The organism is Paraburkholderia panacisoli, from assembly GCF_008369935.1.
GTDB classification, from domain to species: Bacteria; Pseudomonadota; Gammaproteobacteria; order Burkholderiales; family Burkholderiaceae; genus Paraburkholderia; species Paraburkholderia panacisoli.
This window is the reverse complement of record NZ_VTUZ01000004.1, coordinates 243,875-258,733: the sequence shown is the minus strand read 5'-3', so window position 1 is coordinate 258,733 and position 14,859 is coordinate 243,875. Positions and strand designations below refer to the sequence as shown.

Genomic DNA, 14,859 nt, shown 5'->3' with positions numbered 1-14,859 from the left:
CGCCGCGCCGCCCGATTGACGGAGGAACCATGAGCTATGAATGGGTGACCCTTGCGGGTTATTGGAACGATTTCGTTCGCGCGTCTTGGCTGACGCTCCAGGTCACGCTGCTGGCCTTCGTCCTCGCGATGCTGCTTGGCTTGCTCACCGCACTCGCGAGCTCATCGCGCGTCGGGCTGCTGCAGGCGATCGCAAGGGTGTATATCGAAGCGATCCGCAATACGCCGGTATTGCTGCAGATCTTCATCGTGTTCTTCGGGTTGCCATCGCTTGGCATCACGCTCAATGCCTATACAGCCGGTGTCATTGCATTAGGGGTGAACGTCGGCGCGTATCTGGGCGAAGTGTTTCGCGCGGGTATCCAGTCCGTGCCGCGCGGTCAGCTTGAGGCGGCGTCGATCCTTGGCCTGGAGCGTTCGCAGATCTTCATCGAGGTGGTTCTGCCGCAGGCTGCGCGCGCCGTCTATCCGGCGATCGTCAACAACCTGATCCAGCTGTTGCTCGGCACGTCGCTCCTGTCGGCGATCGCGCTGCCGGAGCTGAGCGGAACGGCGACGGTGATCAATGCGCGCACGCTGCTCTATATCCAGACCTTCTCGATCACGCTGATTGCCTACCTGTTCCTGAGCAACCTCCTGTCGTGGCTGGCGGGCCAGATCGGCGTGCGTGTCTTTCATCCGCCGCTCGTCATGAAGAAACGCACGCGCCGGCCGTTCCTTGTCGCACGACAGGCCGATCGCACCTGAGCGCTCAAACCGGAGACCGAACATGTCGAGCGAATTGTTAATGACCAGCCTGGCGATCCTGTTTCAGGGACTGCTGGCGACACTGCTTCTCTCTGCGGCGTCGATCGTTGGTGGAACGCTGATCGGACTGCTGGCAGCCGTATTGCGCTCTTTCGGGCCATGGGGCACACCGCGCTTCGCCAGGCTCTATACCGAACTGTTTCGCGGCACGCCGGTGCTGATCACGCTGATGTTCATCTATTTCGGCGTGTCGTACTTCGGCTACGCGATCGATGTGTTCGCAGCGGGCGTCGTGGGCTTGAGCGTGTATCAAGGCGCCTACATCGCCGAGGTATTCCGCTCAGGCATCGAAGCCGTACCGAAAGGCCAGTGGGAGGTGTCACAGATCCTCGGGCTCAGCAAGACCCAGGCGTTCTTTTCTGTGATCTTGCCGCAGACCGGAAAGATCGTGATGCCGCCGCTCATCGGCCAATATTTATCGCTGATCAAGGATACGTCGATCGTCAGCATGATCGGCATGTCGGAATTGATGCATGGTGGCCAGGCCATCGTCGACCGGGTCGGCAAACCGGTCGAAATCTATGGACTCGTTGCCGTGCTTTATTTCATTGTGTGCTTTCCACTGTCGCAGTGGGTGCGCCACCATGACCGAAGAAGGAGCCTGTTGTCATGACCACTGTCACTACGTCAAAGCCCATCATCAACCTCACCGGCGTCAGCAAGTCGTTCGGCGCTACCCAGGTCCTGAAGGAGATCAACCTCGATGTGCGGCCCGGCGAAGTTCTCGTGCTGATCGGCGCGTCGGGCTCTGGCAAGAGCACGGTGCTGCGCATCATGAGCGGTCTGGAAACGGCCGACACGGGCGAAGTCTGGGTCAACGAAGTGCCGCTGCACGATGCACGCCGGGCGAAGGAGATCCGCGGTCATGTCGGCATGGTGTTCCAGCAGTTCAATCTGTTTCCGCACAAGAGCGCGCTTGGCAATGTGACGCTCGCCCTGGTCAAGGCACGCAAGATGAACGCGGCGGACGCACGCAAGCGTGCGATGGACGCGCTTGACCGGGTGGGTCTTGCCGATCGAGCCGAGCACTACCCCAGCCAGCTCTCCGGCGGGCAACAGCAGCGTGTCGCGATCGCAAGAGCGTTGGCCGTCGAGCCAGGCATCATGTTCTTCGACGAAGCCACGTCCGCCCTCGACCCGGAACTCGTCGGGGAGGTGACCGAAGTCATGCGCGGACTGGCGCGCGACGGGATGACCATGGTCGTTGTCACACACGAGATGGGCTTCGCGCGCAAGACCGCCGACCGCGTGGTGTTCATGGATAAAGGTGTGATTGCGGAACAGGGCGCGCCCGAGCAGATCTTCGTGAACCCGCAGAATGAACGTACGCGTCAGTTTCTGCATCGCGTGCTCGATCATTGAGCATCCCGGCACGGGCGTCGGGGTTCTACGGGCCGCGCAATGGTGAAGCGTCGTCTTTTACGCGCTAAACTCGCGTCACTCAAAAAATAGATCGCGATTGCTATCGCCGACGGAGTTGATGGAATGTCCGCACCAGAATCATCGAGGGCCAGGGGAGTTGACCGCGTCATCGGCATTCTCAAGCAATTGCATATCGCGCGGCGTCCGATGGCGATGCGCGAACTGATTGAAGCAACCGGCGCGCCGCGCTCGAGTATCTACGAACTGGTCACCATGCTCACTGAAGCCGGATGGCTCGAGACAACGGCGGACGGGAGCGTGTTTTTCGGCCGCGAGATGCACTACTACGGCTCCGACTATGCCGTCCATAACGATCTGATCAGCCGCGCCCACCAGGCGATCCTTGCGCTCGTCCGGACGCACGACGAAACCGCGCAGTTGTGCATGCTAGAAGGCAACAAGTACACCGTGGTCCTGTCGGAGAACAGCTCGCGACCATTCAACATCAGTTCCGACATCGGCGTGAAGGTGCCGATTCCATGGACCGCTTCGGGCCGCCTGCTGCTCGCCCATATGAAGGCGGAGGAAATTCGCAGCTTGATCCCGGACGAGGACTTTATCCTCGACAACGGCAGACGCATTGAATTCCGGGATTTTCTTTCCGATGTCGAGCGGGCCGCTGACCTGGGATACTGTTGCACCGAGGGTCTATCCCACACTTTTCGACTCTGCATGGCGGCGCCTATCCGCGACCGCGCGGGTCTCCCCGTCGCAGCGCTCTGCTTCATGACAAGCCGGGACACGCATCCGGACAAGCGCGCGATGATGCTGGAAGACCTCATCAGGTCGTCGAAGGCGTTGTCGCAACCTTATGTGCGCCTGTAGATGCCGAGCGCATCCGGTCTTGCCGATTGCTTCTTGCACGGTCTGCTCTGACCATGCTGTTTGCTGTCGCAGATAGGGGCTCGGCGCTTACTCGATACCGTTCGGTGAGAGCGACGACAGCAAAGGAGACCACCGTGAGATTGATGGCCATGATCATCGCTTTCTTTGCCCTGGCTGCCGCGCCTGTCCTCGCCGCCGATGTCGGTTTTGAGGAGGTCAAGGTAGCGAATGGCGCGGAGCCGCCGCTCACGGTCGGCATCTGGTATCCGACTAACGCACCGGCGACACCGCATTCCTTGGGCAATTTCACCCAGACTGTGGCGCCGGACGCTGCGATCGCCGGTCGTCGCCTGCCGCTGGTGGTGATGTCGCACGGCGGCGGAGGATGGTACGACGGTCATTACGATACGGCTCTCGCGTTGGCTCACGCGGGCTTCGTGGCGGCGGCGGTCAGTCACGCCGGCGACACTTTCGATGACCAGAGCCGCGTCTTGCAACTGTGGCGCCGTCCCGCCCAGCTTCAACGGCTGGTTGACTACATGCTCGACGAGTGGCGTTGGCACGGGCGGCTGGATGCGGCCCGCGTCGGCGCGTTCGGTTTTTCCAACGGCGGCTTCACCGTGCTCGTGGCCGCAGGCGGGATCCCGGACCTTTCGAAGATCGCCCCGTATTGCGAGGCCCACCCGGATCATGACCTGTGCGAGGCCCTGAAGCATGCCGGCGTCGATCCCCATTCCGGCGCGGATGTTCCCGCCAGCGCCTGGGTCCACGATCCACGCATCAGGGCCGTAGTCATCGCTGCGCCCGCGTTCGGCTTCGCCTTCGGCCGCGCAGGGCTAGGCAGCGTACGCGCCCCGATCCAGCTCTGGCGAGCTGCCGACGATCGTCATCAGCCGCATCCCTATTATGAAGAGGCGGTACGCGCCGACCTGCCCCGAGCGCCCGAGTATCACGTGGTCGCCAACGCAGGCCATTACGACTTCCTGCCACCGTGCGATGCGCGCCTGTCCAGAAAGACGCCGGAAGTCTGCAACAGTCAGCCGGGCTTCGACCGCGCGGCGTTCCATGAACAATTCAACTCCGATGTGGTGCAGTTTTTCGAGGCAACGCTGCGATAGTAAACATCTCGACTACAGGCGCATGCGATTGCTTAGGAGACCAAGGCTCCGCCGTACTCCTGAATTACAGATGCCGTCCGTCAATCTCGACCTCCGCTTCACATTCGACGGGCACGTTCAAAGGGAGCGCGACGCCGACCGCCGACCGGGCATGCATTCCAATGTCCGGCCCGAAAAGTTCAAGGATCAGGTCCGAGAAGCCATTTGCGATCCGTGGCATCTGGTCGAAACCGGGCGCTATGTTGACCATTGCAAAGACGCGTACCCAGGCCGTAATGCGATCCAGGTCCCCAAGCGCCTTCTGAAGACTTGCCAACTGTGCAAGCGCCACAAGACGTGCTGCTGCGTAGCCTTCGTCTGGCGACACCTCCGCGCCGACTTTACCTACTGGTTGTGCAATCGTCCCGTCGACGTTGAGCGGCACGTGTCCTGAGACAAAAGCTCGTGTGCCGCTCACGCGCACCCATGCAAATGGCAATGACATGTTGACGTTTGCAGGCATCTGTAGCGCCGACGGTAACGTCAAGCCCATTTCCGCCAGCTTTGCTTCGATCCTTCCCATGGCCGTCTCCTCAGAATCCTGGGATGAACGTTAGATGCTGGCAGTCGGCTTTACAAGGTGTGACCCGCCGATCGCGAAATCCAAGTGGATCGGCCCCGTCGTTAAGGGGCTCCGACGAAGATACCTGCGCACAGATTCGCCGGCGCAGAGAACGTGTCAGCCGGGGGCCATGCGAACAGTCATCCCCGCCGACCGTTCATTGCCACGATCGGCGGGGATCGATGCGGATTGATCCTTCCGACCACAAGCACTATTTCTTTTGCGTGAGCCTTCCTTTGCGCACATCCGTTGGCGTGTCCGCAAACAGGTCGATCACTACCCCGCGCAGCCAGCGATTGCCTTCGTCCTGCTGGACTCGCGCATGCCAGAGCAAATGGATCGGCGCGGCGGGCAGCGTCATGGGCAACGCGCGCAGGCTGAGTGAGAAAGGGGTTGCCAGTTGCAGCGCAAGTCGCTCCGGCACCGTGGCGATCAGATTGGTGCGTTGCAGGATATAGCCCACGCTCATGAAGTGCGGCACCGTCAGTCGCACCTGACGCCGTACGCCGCGCCGTTTCAGCCATTCGTCCACCTGACCGTGGCCGGTGCCGGCCGACACGACTACCAGATGCTCGGCCTCGCGCCAGGCGGCGAGCGTGAGCGGTGCGTCTTCGAGCGGATGGCCGCGCCTGAACAGACACACATAGCGCTGATCAAACAGGCGGCGCTGATAGAAACCGCCTTTGAGTTGCGGCAGCAAGCCGATGGCCAGATCGACTCGGCCGTCGGCCATCTCGTTGCTCAGATTGACGCTTGTATCGCGGACCGTATTCAGTGCGACGCCAGGCGCTACGCGCGACAGTCGTTCGAGCAGCGCGGGCAGGAATACGACTTCGCCGATATCGGTCATGCCGATCGTCATGGTGCGCGTGGCGCGTAGCGGATCGAAGCCGGTCACCGGATTGAGCGCAGCGTGCAGGGTCGCGAGTGCCTGCGAGACCGGTTCCGCCAGGCGCAGCGCAAACGGCGTGGGAACCACACCGCGCGGCCCGCGCACGAACAGCGGATCGCCAAGCCGGCGGCGCAGCTTGGCGAGCGCATTGCTGACGCCAGGCTGGCTCATGTTCATCTGCTCGGCGACGGTCGCCACGCGCCGCTCCTGCATCAGCCGCTGGAAGAGCAGCAACAGATTGAGGTCGACGTCGCTCAGTTCCATGACTTTGGCATAGCGGGAAGCTCATTCAATTCAGTGATGAAGAAGATTCATTTCATCTTATTGAAGAATGAAGGTCTAGTGCTGAAAATACTGACACGGTACACGCATTGACGCGTTGCCGGCCTCTGCCGCAGCAACCCCAACCTATAAACCCGGATATTGGAGACACGTTCATGAAGGTGATGGATCTAAAGATTGCGATCGTCGGCGCCGGCATCGGCGGCCTTACGCTTGCGCTCGCGCTGCGCGAGCACGGAATCGATGCGCAACTCTACGAGCAGACCGATGAACTGCGCGAGGTGGGAGCGGCCGTCGCGCTCTCGGCTAACGCGACACGCTTCTACGAGCGCCTGGGACTACGTTCGGCCTTCGAAAAGGTGTGCGCCGAGGTACCGGGCCTCATCTATCGCGACGGACGCAGCGGCGCGGTCATTGGCCATCATCGCGGCAACCCTGGCTATCGCGAGCAGTTCGGCGGCTCGTACTGGGGCGTTCATCGCGCCGATCTGCAGGAGGTGCTGTCCAAGGCTGTCGGCCTCGAGCGCATCAAGCTCAGCCATCGGCTGGTCGATCTCGTGCAGCACCCCGATCGCGTGAGTTTGGCGTTCGACAACGGTCAGCGCGTCGACGCCGATCTCGTGATCGGCGCCGACGGGGCGCGCTCGATCACACGGCGCTGGATGCTCGGCTATGACGACGTCCTGTATTCGGGTTGCTCGGGCTTTCGTGGCGTAGTGCCGGCCGGGCGCATGGACCTGTTGCCCGATCCAGAGACCATCCAGTTCTGGGTCGGGCCCGGTGGTCATCTGCTGCACTATCCGATCGGCGACAAAGGCGACCAGAATTTCCTGCTGGTCGAGCGTCATCCGTCGCCGTGGCCGTCGCGCGAATGGGTCATGCCCGCCAGCGAGGGCGAGCAACTGCGCCTCTTCAAGGATTGGCATCCGGCCGTCGTGCAGATGATCACGGCTGTGCCGATCAGTCAGCGCTGGGGCCTGTTTCACCGTCCCCCGCTCGGCCGCTGGAGCAAAGGCCGCGTGACTCTGATCGGCGATGCCGCGCATGCGCTCGTGCCGCATCACGGTCAGGGCGCCAACCAGTCGATCGAGGACGCCGTGGTGCTGGCCGCGCAGTTGGCCAAGGCCGGTCCAGGCAATTGGCGCGAGGCGCAGGAAGCCTACGAGCGTCTGCGCCGGGGCCGCACGCGCAAGGTGCAGTACGCGTCGATAGCCACTGCGGACGTGCTCCATCTGCCCGACGGGCCGGCCGCGCAGGCGCGCAATGCCCGCCTCGGCGCGCGCGACCGCGTGCTTCATCACCTGGAGTGGATTCACGATTTCGACGCCCTCACGGAAGAGCCGAGTGAACGTCAGGGTGGCACCTGGCTTTGAGCCGGCCGTGCTCGATCGATTCCTCCGGGTGTCAATGCCGCTGCGTGGCGTGCTCCAGCGTGTCAGGCAGTATCAAGACGTGTGACCATGGAAGGTCGGGCACGGGTGATCGTGCCCGGACGAGGACGATGTGAAGTTGGACTGGATCGCCCGGCTCAGACACGTAGTCCCCGGGCGCCTGACGCCCTCTTCTCATTGGTGCACGTCCGACCGGTGCAGGTCGACCCTCGTGAGTCAGTCGGGTTTCCTTTGTGTTTGACTCGTGCTTGCGCACCCAGTTAGCGCCAAGGGTAATTGCCAAAGGAGAAAGCGTAATCGCGGGTTACCCTTCGAGAAATTTGAGTTCAATGCCACATCGGTACAAGACGCCCTTTCCTCTTTTCGACACGACTCAGAAAACTTGAGCGCCTCGCTAACGTTCGGTTCGCGCGGCCCAATACGCACGGTCACCACAAGAACCCAGTTCTAAAAGCAGGCCGAACGTGATGCCGATTTTCCGCGAGACGCAAATGCCACAGAAGGCGCAAGTACGTGTAGATTAGGATCTTGTAGTTTGCGATCCGCCACTGTGTGTTCGAATCGGTCGCCATCGGAGTCAGTCCTGAAGTTACACAGGAGCCTGCATGAGCACGAAGCACAGCAAGAAAGGTCATCTCGAAGCCGCGGCGTCACACCACGAGCAGGCCGCGCGCCATCACCGCGAGGCGTCGCGGCATTTCGAGGACGGTCGAGATTTTGCCCACGCCGCGCATCAGGCGATGATGGCCCATGGCCACACCTTGCATGCGATCGATGAGGCACACGACGCTGGCGCGCACAGCGCCAATACGCCGGCGATGCCTCCATCGACCGGCGCAGGCGTAAGTGCCGCCGACGTGGCAAAACATCATGCGGCGGCCGTGGAGCTTCACACGCAGGCGGCGCAGCATATGCGCCACGCCGTCAAGCTCTTCGACCAGGATCGCAGCGCGGTCTCCCACGACGCACAACTCGCGCTCTCCCTCGCACTGCGCGCTCTGTCCCATGGCAATGAAGCAGCCAGACTATTTGTCAAGCTCGCTGCCAGTGGTGCTTCGTGAGCTAAGGCTGGTTCAATTCAAGCCAGTCACATCGTGTGTGGTGGAGTATTCGGAGTGATGCGGTATCCGCTTATACCCCTTATTATGCGCACCGAAAGCTGAATCGCTTTCTGCACGGCATGCGCACCGTACAGCGCCAGGTTGTCGTGCGGATCTACGGTCGTGGGGCGGCCGTAAAGATCCGCGCATCGATACCTATGGCGCAATCCAGCCTGCCACTCGAGACTAGGCCTTTCGCTCCAGCAAGTCTGTTGCCATAGACTTTGCATGCGCTACGGCCTCTTGCGCGTCGAGGAATACACCGAGCTGTTCCCAGCGCTCTTCGACCGCGTAAGTTCCTTTCATACTGAGGGCCCTTTGAACGCGCAATTGCGCTGCGTACCTGCCGTCCTCCAATGGACGAGCAGTCGCTATTACCTTGTGCGGAAGGTCGGATCTTTCTGGCTGAACCAACTCGACAGGACTGCCAGGTGCGCCGATATCTTTCAATTCGTTCCTGGCATTGCAGTCCGGGCAGTAGAAGCACCACCCCTCGTTCTCGTGATTGGATTTGACCTGCCCGCGAGCCAGCACGGCACGACATTCAACGTTTTCGCAGATGAACGGCATAGCAGTTTCCGGAGTTGTATGAAAGAAATCCTAGCATGTCCGACGACGGCCAACCATCGGCATGTTGCCCTCCCGGAGGCTAAGGAAAACCCTCAAACGCGAGTCGACGAGGTCGCGTTACGCAACCGCAGAGTCGCCATGATCAGGTATAGACCGCGCCGCCGTCGATCGCCACGGTAGATGATCCAGGTCGAGCCAACGGCCCTCAGCGCCCTGAACGGGCTCCACTCGCCGTCGACGCCGACCTCCTTCCCTGATCATGCGGATCCCACGTACCGCGCTACGTCTGCGCGTCTGCGCTACATCACTATTTCCTGTCGACCGAGTATTTCCCAGGACCAGTCGCGCATAGAAGCAGCAAGCCACCGATAGTGCTGATGTCCTTGTAGAAGTTGATCATGCTCGCATACTGCTCCATGCCGGCCATGGTCCAGCAGCGATGTCCGATCAACTCAGTGCCGGGAGTTGGCGACTGTGCCCGGAGAACCATCAGCAGCACACGGGGCTGCCAGAAAAAGATCGTCTTTGCGTTATTCGAGCGAGAAGTATCGCGCGATCATTCTCACCCTATGCCTGATCACGGTAGTCACGTGAGATACCTTCGGCGGCCACGCGGGCTCCTCTCGTCGCGTTGACGCGCCTGGCTTCGTCGCCCTGAATACGCAGTGTTCAACGGAAGAGCCGCGACGCCAGTTCGGCGACGTGTTTGCCTTGATACCGGGCAATATCGAGTTCGTTAGCGGAGGGTTGCCGGCTGCCGTCCGTGCCCGCGAGTGTGGTTGCGCCATAAGGCGTACCGCCCGTGATTTCGTTCATATTGACGAGCCCGCTGCACGCGTACGGCACGCCGACGATCACCATGCCCTGGTGCAGGAGCGTGGAATGAAACGAAGTGATCGTGGTTTCCTGGCCGCCATGTTGCGTGCCTGTCGACGCAAATACGCTGCCTATCTTGCCGACGAGCGCGCCTTGCATCCATAGACCACCGGTCTGGTCGAGAAACGTGCGCATCTGACCCGCCATGTTGCCGAATCGCGTAGGCGTTCCGAAGATGATCGCGTCATACTCTGCGAGTTCGCCCGGTGCGGCGACTTCCGCTGGCTGGTTCAGCTTGACACCGGCGGCTTTTGCCTGCTCGTCGGGGATCGTTTCAGGCACCCGCTTGAGCGTCACCTCGACGCCGGGCACGGCGCGAGCGCCCTCGGCCACCGCGTTAGCCATCGTCTCGATATGTCCATACATCGAGTAGTACAAAACCAATACCTTCGCCATCTCTTCCTCCTGTTGCATTGCCATCAAGCGGTCATCAGCAAGAAAAAGCGGCGAGATCACGTCATCCGTACTATTGACGGTTCGTGATTTCCGCCGTCCGAGTCCAGAAACACGCAATCAAACGCGCGTGCCCAACAGACAGAATAGGCGGCCCGTGCGGATGCCGATAGGGGATCTTGGTCTCATTCGGCGAGGTGGAGCGCAGCGCTTTTTTCGTGAACAGTTGTTGAAGCGTTCACTTATCGAAGGAATCGTTGCGTTTCATCTGCCGTTCGCCCGAACCACCCATAAGCTGTCAGCTGAACGGGCCGATATCGGCCGTCAATTGTTATTGGGCCGCGACTACGATTGTCGGCAAGCCGTTTGACTCGGCTCCACCACGAAGGGCTATTAGTTGAGGGGCGCCGCTGTATGAATGGCCACCTGCGGAACTTCGGCGCGCGCGAGACCGAGCCACCGAACTCAGGCCGTCATTGCCCTTCGTGAAAGTGCCACCTGGACGCGCACTCTGCCGCTCGACTATCCTTGGCATTATCAGGCGCTAACCGCGTTCTGCCTGGCTACGTTTCTTTCGTTCCTTTTACTTGTCAGCGATGCGTGAAGACATGCTCGTTTCGCGTCGGGAATGTGCGCACAGGGAATACGCGTTTGCTCGCCTGCGTGTCGCGACGGGCCGTCTCATGCGCGCAGATTCGGCCGTTGAAAGGGCTCGCGCGACCTGCTGGGTCAATGCCTGGGCGAGCGCGATTGGTGATCTTCACTTTCATGGATTCGTCGAGGGACGGGTCGGACGCAAGCCGAGGCGGTAATCGTTCGGCTCGCCCCACGCGCTGCGTGGGCGCCAGATGAATCCGACTGATGCCCCTCTTGAACGCAGTCGCTTAGGCCGCACTTCGTGCCATTGCATGCCGACCTGACTCGCGTTGCTCCTTGCTCGTCGAGGTGAAATCGGTGGCCTGAAGGGGAACCGTGTCTAAACTGGCGATCGACCGCTTCGTGCCGGCTTGAGCCAGGATGCGATTCAGATACAAATAGAACCGTTCGAGTTGTCTCGCGTCCGAAGCTGCTGGTTCGAGATCGAACACATCCTCGAGCACGCGGCGCGTTAAGTGGAAACGTTGAAGTCCGTGGACAATACGAATCTGAAAGACGACGCCGTCACTATTGTGCGGCACTGCTGCCCAGATGAGCGAATGGTTAGGCATGGAACCCCCGTGAATCATGTCAGATCAAAAGGTCGTCAACTCATGGTCGCATAAGTCCATGAGGGGCGAATCTGTTCAAAATTGTGGCGCTCCATGTTTGACTTTTTTACCACGGTCGACATATTGCGGCGCAGCAAAATACCTGTAGACTGAAAACAGGGCGTCTGCAATCGTGCGCCCGTGATCGCAATATGAGGGGAGAATGCGCCATGACGACTTCTCAGGCTAATGCACCACCCGCCCCTGTTTTGCATGTCTTCGAGCAAGCCGGAGGCTGGCATTGGGGCATCACTGTCCCGCGCGCAAGGGGCAGCGGATTCAAGCTGATTGCCTTCAGTGAGAGAACCTTTCCGGTTGAGGACGCCGCCCTCACGGACGGGCGTCAAGCGCTGGCCAGCCTCGTGGACAGAGGCACCCGCGAGCGGCTCGCCAAGGAGACCCAGGGGATTTTGTAAGTTCGCTGTGAAAAAATCAGAGTCCGCCCCTATCGGCCAAGGAAGTGACAGCCATGGACCAGCCCTGTACAAACCTGACGGTACCCCTCCTTTCCGTCGACTCGACACTATGGTTTTCGGCCTACGGCTTCGGTTGGGGATACTGCGCCTTTGCGATCCCTGCTGAAACGGTTTGTGAAAAACTCGGCGCAGCCAACGAGACCCCGAAACAATTGAAGCTTGCTTTCGAGCTGGGTAAGCGCCGGCTTTTGCAGGCTGTGGAGCAGAAATCATTGCCGCCCACTGGCGAACGGATAACGCTTTCAACCGCCGACTTCTGACGACGGACTGACGTGCGGCTGTAACACCACACCGATTGGGGACGTGCCCCGGGGACCGAATATTGCTATCTCGCTCATGAACGGGAGAACGTCATGATCAGACTCGGCGCATTGGCTCTAGTGGTCGCTCTGTCGGGCTGCGTCGTCGCACAGCCATACAATTATGGCTACGGCAACGAGCCCGGGTACTATGCGCCGCGAACCGCCATAGGGATCGGCATCGGCGGGGGCAGCTTCGGCGGCGGTGTGGGCGCCGGCGTAGGCCTCGGTTTTTGAAGCCATCGGCGATCTGCAAGAAGGTGAGTCCGCGCCCGAAAGCGTCAGCGGTTCTTCGCTGTGGGCTTTGACTTTCGTCGCGTACGGGCGCCTTGTGACTGGTCAGTTTGCTGCCACGCGCCGCAAAAACTGACCTAATCGAGGTATTGCATATGCGACGCGAACCGAACGGGGCTGTCGGCCTGGACCGTACAGCGGACATGAAGCTCCACCTTCCAACCCGCCTGTCATCCGAAGCAACGCCTGCTTTTTCAGCTTTCATACGGCCCGGCCGGGCAATTCGCTAACCCTTCACCGCCGCGACGATCCGCGCGCGCATCGCCTGATCGGGCAGCGGGCCCGAGCCGGCCCGCACGTTGTCGGCCATATATTGCGGACGGCCCGTGCCGGGAATCACGACCGTCACCGCCGGATGCGCGAGCACGAACTTCAGCAGGACCTGCGCCCAGCTCGTGCAGCCGATTTCCGCCGCCCACAAGGGCAACGGCGATTTGCCGACACGCGCCAGCAAACCGCCGCCGCCGAACGGCTGATTGACCACCACGCCGATCCCCAACTCCGCTGCGAGCGGCAGGATGCGATCTTCGGCGGCCCGGTCATCGGCGGCGTAGTTGATCTGCACGAAGTCGGGCTTTTCGCTGCGCATCACGGACGCAACTTCATCAAATGCGCTGGACGTGTAATGCGTGATGCCGATATAGCGAATCCGGCCGCGCGCTTTCCAGTCGCGCAGCGTGGCGAGTTGCGTGCGCCAGTCGAGCAGGTTGTGCACCTGCATCAGATCGATGCGCGGTTGCTGGAAGCGGCGCAGCGATTCTTCCATCTGCGCGATGCCCGCGTCGCGTCCGTCGGTCCACACCTTGGTGGCGACGAAGGCTTTTGCGTGCGCGTCGAGCCGCGTGAGCAACGCCCCGGCGACGGCTTCCGACGATCCATACATCGGCGACGAATCGATCACCGATCCGCCCGCTTCGAACAGGATGCGCAGTACCTCGGCGAGTTGTGCGCGGGCGGCGGGATCGTCGCCGACATCGAAGGTGCGCCAGGTGCCGCAGCCGACCACCGGCAAGAGTTCACCGGTCGACCGGATCACGCGTCGCGCGATGCGCGGCGGCGCCGTCGTGGCGAGTTGGCTTTGCTCGTGGGTTTGCGCTTGTCCTTGAGCTTGCGTTTGCGCCGCTGAGACCCGCGTCAGCGCAAGCGAAACCGGCACGCCGATCGCGGCGCTGCCCGCCGTGCGCAAAAAGCGGCGTCTGCCGACGCGCGGTCCATCGGCTTTCGACGAAAGTGCCATACCCCCGCCCCTCGAACAGCGAGCAAACGCGTGATCTCGTACGATACGGCAATCCGGCGACGCGCGTCCGCAGTGCGTCGTGTGGCCTGCGCAATGCACGCATCCCGCTTACACCACCGACCGTTACGCCGCGGAAAAATCCACTACCGGATGACATGCCCACAGACCGATCCGCCGACCAGCCGCGTGACCAGCGACGGCGCTCCTTCACCCGCCGCCGCAAATTGATCCGCAGCCATCGCGGACCCGGCGGCGGCGCCGATCGCGATGACCACGATCGCGATCCGCCGCAGCCGTCCCGCGCGCCCGCCGAGTGTGTCCGACACGCTTTTCCAACCGGCCAGCAGTGTCATCGTCAGGGCAACGATCGCGCAGCACATGACCTGTCCTTCACGCGTACGCCGCAGTTTGCGCAGGCCGCGCCGGAAACGGATTGCGCCAGGCTTCGAACGCGTTCAACTGATCGTGCCAGCGCTGCACTTGCGGAAATTCGACGAGTGGCATCGCTGCGCTCTTCGCATAGGGCAACGCCACCGCGACTGAAAAGTCCGCGACCGACAGGTCGTCGCCGAGCAGCCACTTGCGCCCCTTCAGGTGCTGGTCGAGCACGCCCGCATGCTTGCGAAAAAAGCCCTGCGCTTCAGCGACCTTCGACGGATCCGGCTCTCCCATTCCGACCCACGGCTTGATCAGATACTCGAAGTAAAGCGATCCGGCATGCCGGTACAAATGCTGGCTGTTCCAGCTCATCCAGCGCACCACGTCGATCTGCTGCGACGCGCTTCGTGGCCACAGATCGGATTCCGCGCGCTGCGCGAGATAGCAGATGATCGCATCGGCTTCCCAGAGATTTTTCGCACCGTCGACGAGACTCGGCACCTTGCCGTTCGGATTGATCGCGAGGTACTCGGGCCTGGTTTGCTCGCCCTTGCGCAGATCGACGAACACATAGTCGATTGGCAACCCTAAATAACGCGCCACCGCGCAAGCCTTTCGGGGCGCCAGCGTTTCAGCATAGTAGAGCTTCATG

18 protein-coding genes and 1 pseudogene are annotated in these 14,859 nt (G+C 61.3%); 10 read left to right on the top strand and 9 right to left on the bottom strand.

Going from position 1 to position 14,859, the window contains the following annotated elements; genetic code table 11:
- Positions 1-29: 29 nt before the first annotated feature.
- From FVF58_RS08070 to FVF58_RS08050, 5 genes are all read left to right on the top strand, one after another.
- Positions 30-746: an amino acid ABC transporter permease gene (locus FVF58_RS08070; protein WP_149669371.1), complete on the top strand. Its 717-nt coding sequence runs from the start codon at positions 30-32 to the stop codon at positions 744-746.
- 22 nt (positions 747-768) lie between these two features.
- Positions 769-1,419 carry an amino acid ABC transporter permease gene (locus FVF58_RS08065; RefSeq protein WP_149669370.1) on the top strand — a complete coding sequence of 217 codons (651 nt, stop codon included), beginning with the start codon at positions 769-771 and terminating at the stop codon, positions 1,417-1,419.
- Positions 1,416-2,168 carry an amino acid ABC transporter ATP-binding protein gene (locus FVF58_RS08060; RefSeq protein ID WP_149669369.1) on the top strand — a complete coding sequence of 251 codons (753 nt, stop codon included), beginning with the start codon at positions 1,416-1,418 and terminating at the stop codon, positions 2,166-2,168. The genes FVF58_RS08065 and FVF58_RS08060 overlap by 4 nt, the downstream gene beginning before the upstream one ends.
- A 123-nt stretch (positions 2,169-2,291) precedes the next feature.
- Complete coding sequence (locus FVF58_RS08055) at positions 2,292-3,053, top strand: IclR family transcriptional regulator (RefSeq protein ID WP_149669368.1); 762 nt, start codon at positions 2,292-2,294, stop codon at positions 3,051-3,053.
- 143 nt (positions 3,054-3,196) lie between these two features.
- Complete coding sequence (locus FVF58_RS08050; protein ID WP_149669367.1) at positions 3,197-4,171, top strand: alpha/beta hydrolase family protein; 975 nt, start codon at positions 3,197-3,199, stop codon at positions 4,169-4,171.
- Positions 4,172-4,235: 64 nt separating this feature from the next.
- On the opposite strand, the gene FVF58_RS08045 is transcribed toward FVF58_RS08050, so the two are convergent.
- Together FVF58_RS08045 and FVF58_RS08040 are read right to left on the bottom strand one after the other, a co-directional pair.
- The gene (locus FVF58_RS08045; RefSeq protein WP_149669366.1) at positions 4,236-4,733 is read right to left on the bottom strand and encodes a RidA family protein; all 498 of its coding nucleotides are present in this window, start codon (positions 4,731-4,733) and stop codon (positions 4,236-4,238) included.
- Between the two features lie 250 nt (positions 4,734-4,983).
- Positions 4,984-5,928 (bottom strand): LysR family transcriptional regulator, encoded by a 945-nt coding sequence (locus FVF58_RS08040; RefSeq protein WP_149669365.1) that lies wholly within the window; start codon positions 5,926-5,928, stop codon positions 4,984-4,986.
- A 173-nt stretch (positions 5,929-6,101) separates the two neighbouring features.
- Here FVF58_RS08040 and FVF58_RS08035 point away from each other — a divergent pair, with 173 nt between their 5' ends.
- Together FVF58_RS08035 and FVF58_RS51270 are read left to right on the top strand one after the other, a co-directional pair.
- Positions 6,102-7,319 (top strand): FAD-dependent monooxygenase, encoded by a 1,218-nt coding sequence (locus FVF58_RS08035; protein ID WP_149669364.1) that lies wholly within the window; start codon positions 6,102-6,104, stop codon positions 7,317-7,319.
- Positions 7,320-7,942: 623 nt separating this feature from the next.
- Positions 7,943-8,398, top strand: a complete 456-nt coding sequence (locus FVF58_RS51270; protein WP_188130745.1) for a hypothetical protein — start codon at positions 7,943-7,945, stop codon at positions 8,396-8,398.
- 225 nt (positions 8,399-8,623) lie between these two features.
- Here FVF58_RS51270 and FVF58_RS08025 read toward each other — a convergent pair whose 3' ends face one another.
- The 4 genes and pseudogenes from FVF58_RS08025 to FVF58_RS08010 all read right to left on the bottom strand — a co-directional run bounded on the left by FVF58_RS08025 (position 8,624) and on the right by FVF58_RS08010 (position 11,484).
- The gene (locus tag FVF58_RS08025) at positions 8,624-9,007 is read right to left on the bottom strand and encodes a hypothetical protein (protein WP_149669362.1); all 384 of its coding nucleotides are present in this window, start codon (positions 9,005-9,007) and stop codon (positions 8,624-8,626) included.
- A gap of 307 nt (positions 9,008-9,314) precedes the next feature.
- Positions 9,315-9,467, bottom strand: a pseudogene (locus FVF58_RS54670) (hypothetical protein); the annotation flags it as partial.
- Between the two features lie 209 nt (positions 9,468-9,676).
- Positions 9,677-10,279, bottom strand: a complete 603-nt coding sequence (wrbA, locus tag FVF58_RS08015) for an NAD(P)H:quinone oxidoreductase (protein WP_149669360.1) — start codon at positions 10,277-10,279, stop codon at positions 9,677-9,679.
- A gap of 881 nt (positions 10,280-11,160) precedes the next feature.
- A complete protein-coding gene (locus tag FVF58_RS08010; protein ID WP_149669359.1) occupies positions 11,161-11,484 on the bottom strand; it encodes a hypothetical protein in 324 nt (107 codons plus the stop codon).
- A 209-nt stretch (positions 11,485-11,693) separates the two neighbouring features.
- On the opposite strand from FVF58_RS08010, the gene FVF58_RS08005 reads away from it, so the two are divergent.
- The 3 genes from FVF58_RS08005 to FVF58_RS07995 all read left to right on the top strand — a co-directional run bounded on the left by FVF58_RS08005 (position 11,694) and on the right by FVF58_RS07995 (position 12,535).
- Positions 11,694-11,939, top strand: coding sequence for a hypothetical protein (locus tag FVF58_RS08005; protein WP_149669358.1), 246 nt, complete (start codon positions 11,694-11,696; stop codon positions 11,937-11,939).
- 53 nt (positions 11,940-11,992) lie between these two features.
- On the top strand, positions 11,993-12,259 hold the full coding sequence (locus tag FVF58_RS08000) for a hypothetical protein (protein WP_149669357.1): 267 nt from the start codon (positions 11,993-11,995) through the stop codon (positions 12,257-12,259).
- Positions 12,260-12,352: 93 nt separating this feature from the next.
- Positions 12,353-12,535: a hypothetical protein gene (locus tag FVF58_RS07995; RefSeq protein WP_149669356.1), complete on the top strand. Its 183-nt coding sequence runs from the start codon at positions 12,353-12,355 to the stop codon at positions 12,533-12,535.
- A 283-nt stretch (positions 12,536-12,818) separates the two neighbouring features.
- Here FVF58_RS07995 and FVF58_RS07990 read toward each other — a convergent pair whose 3' ends face one another.
- The 3 genes from FVF58_RS07990 to FVF58_RS07980 form a co-directional block, all read right to left on the bottom strand.
- Positions 12,819-13,829, bottom strand: coding sequence for an aldo/keto reductase (locus tag FVF58_RS07990; RefSeq protein ID WP_149669355.1), 1,011 nt, complete (start codon positions 13,827-13,829; stop codon positions 12,819-12,821).
- Positions 13,830-13,972: 143 nt separating this feature from the next.
- Entirely contained in the window at positions 13,973-14,209 is a 237-nt protein-coding gene (locus tag FVF58_RS07985; protein WP_149669354.1) for a hypothetical protein, read from the bottom strand.
- Positions 14,210-14,219: 10 nt separating this feature from the next.
- Positions 14,220-14,858, bottom strand: a complete 639-nt coding sequence (locus FVF58_RS07980) for a glutathione S-transferase family protein (protein WP_149669353.1) — start codon at positions 14,856-14,858, stop codon at positions 14,220-14,222.
- Position 14,859 lies beyond the last annotated feature (1 nt).

Excerpts from the sequence above, each read along its gene's own strand:
- FVF58_RS08045 (WP_149669366.1), bottom strand. The coding sequence starts at position 4,733 with ATGGGAAGGATCGAAGCAAAGCTGGCGGAAATGGGCTTGACGTTACCG.
- FVF58_RS08060 (WP_149669369.1), top strand. The coding sequence starts at position 1,416 with ATGACCACTGTCACTACGTCAAAGCCCATCATCAACCTCACCGGCGTC.
- FVF58_RS08070 (WP_149669371.1), top strand. The coding sequence starts at position 30 with ATGAGCTATGAATGGGTGACCCTTGCGGGTTATTGGAACGATTTCGTT.
- FVF58_RS08050 (WP_149669367.1), top strand. The coding sequence starts at position 3,197 with ATGGCCATGATCATCGCTTTCTTTGCCCTGGCTGCCGCGCCTGTCCTC.
- FVF58_RS08065 (WP_149669370.1), top strand. The coding sequence starts at position 769 with ATGTCGAGCGAATTGTTAATGACCAGCCTGGCGATCCTGTTTCAGGGA.
- FVF58_RS08055 (WP_149669368.1), top strand. The coding sequence starts at position 2,292 with ATGTCCGCACCAGAATCATCGAGGGCCAGGGGAGTTGACCGCGTCATC.
- FVF58_RS08040 (WP_149669365.1), bottom strand. The coding sequence starts at position 5,928 with ATGGAACTGAGCGACGTCGACCTCAATCTGTTGCTGCTCTTCCAGCGG.
- FVF58_RS07980 (WP_149669353.1), bottom strand. The coding sequence starts at position 14,858 with ATGAAGCTCTACTATGCTGAAACGCTGGCGCCCCGAAAGGCTTGCGCG.
- FVF58_RS07995 (WP_149669356.1), top strand. The coding sequence starts at position 12,353 with ATGATCAGACTCGGCGCATTGGCTCTAGTGGTCGCTCTGTCGGGCTGC.
- FVF58_RS08025 (WP_149669362.1), bottom strand. The coding sequence starts at position 9,007 with ATGCCGTTCATCTGCGAAAACGTTGAATGTCGTGCCGTGCTGGCTCGC.
- FVF58_RS08005 (WP_149669358.1), top strand. The coding sequence starts at position 11,694 with ATGACGACTTCTCAGGCTAATGCACCACCCGCCCCTGTTTTGCATGTC.
- wrbA (WP_149669360.1), bottom strand. The coding sequence starts at position 10,279 with ATGGCGAAGGTATTGGTTTTGTACTACTCGATGTATGGACATATCGAG.
- FVF58_RS08035 (WP_149669364.1), top strand. The coding sequence starts at position 6,102 with ATGAAGGTGATGGATCTAAAGATTGCGATCGTCGGCGCCGGCATCGGC.
- FVF58_RS07990 (WP_149669355.1), bottom strand. The coding sequence starts at position 13,829 with ATGGCACTTTCGTCGAAAGCCGATGGACCGCGCGTCGGCAGACGCCGC.
- FVF58_RS51270 (WP_188130745.1), top strand. The coding sequence starts at position 7,943 with ATGAGCACGAAGCACAGCAAGAAAGGTCATCTCGAAGCCGCGGCGTCA.
- FVF58_RS08010 (WP_149669359.1), bottom strand. The coding sequence starts at position 11,484 with ATGCCTAACCATTCGCTCATCTGGGCAGCAGTGCCGCACAATAGTGAC.
- FVF58_RS07985 (WP_149669354.1), bottom strand. The coding sequence starts at position 14,209 with ATGTGCTGCGCGATCGTTGCCCTGACGATGACACTGCTGGCCGGTTGG.
- FVF58_RS08000 (WP_149669357.1), top strand. The coding sequence starts at position 11,993 with ATGGACCAGCCCTGTACAAACCTGACGGTACCCCTCCTTTCCGTCGAC.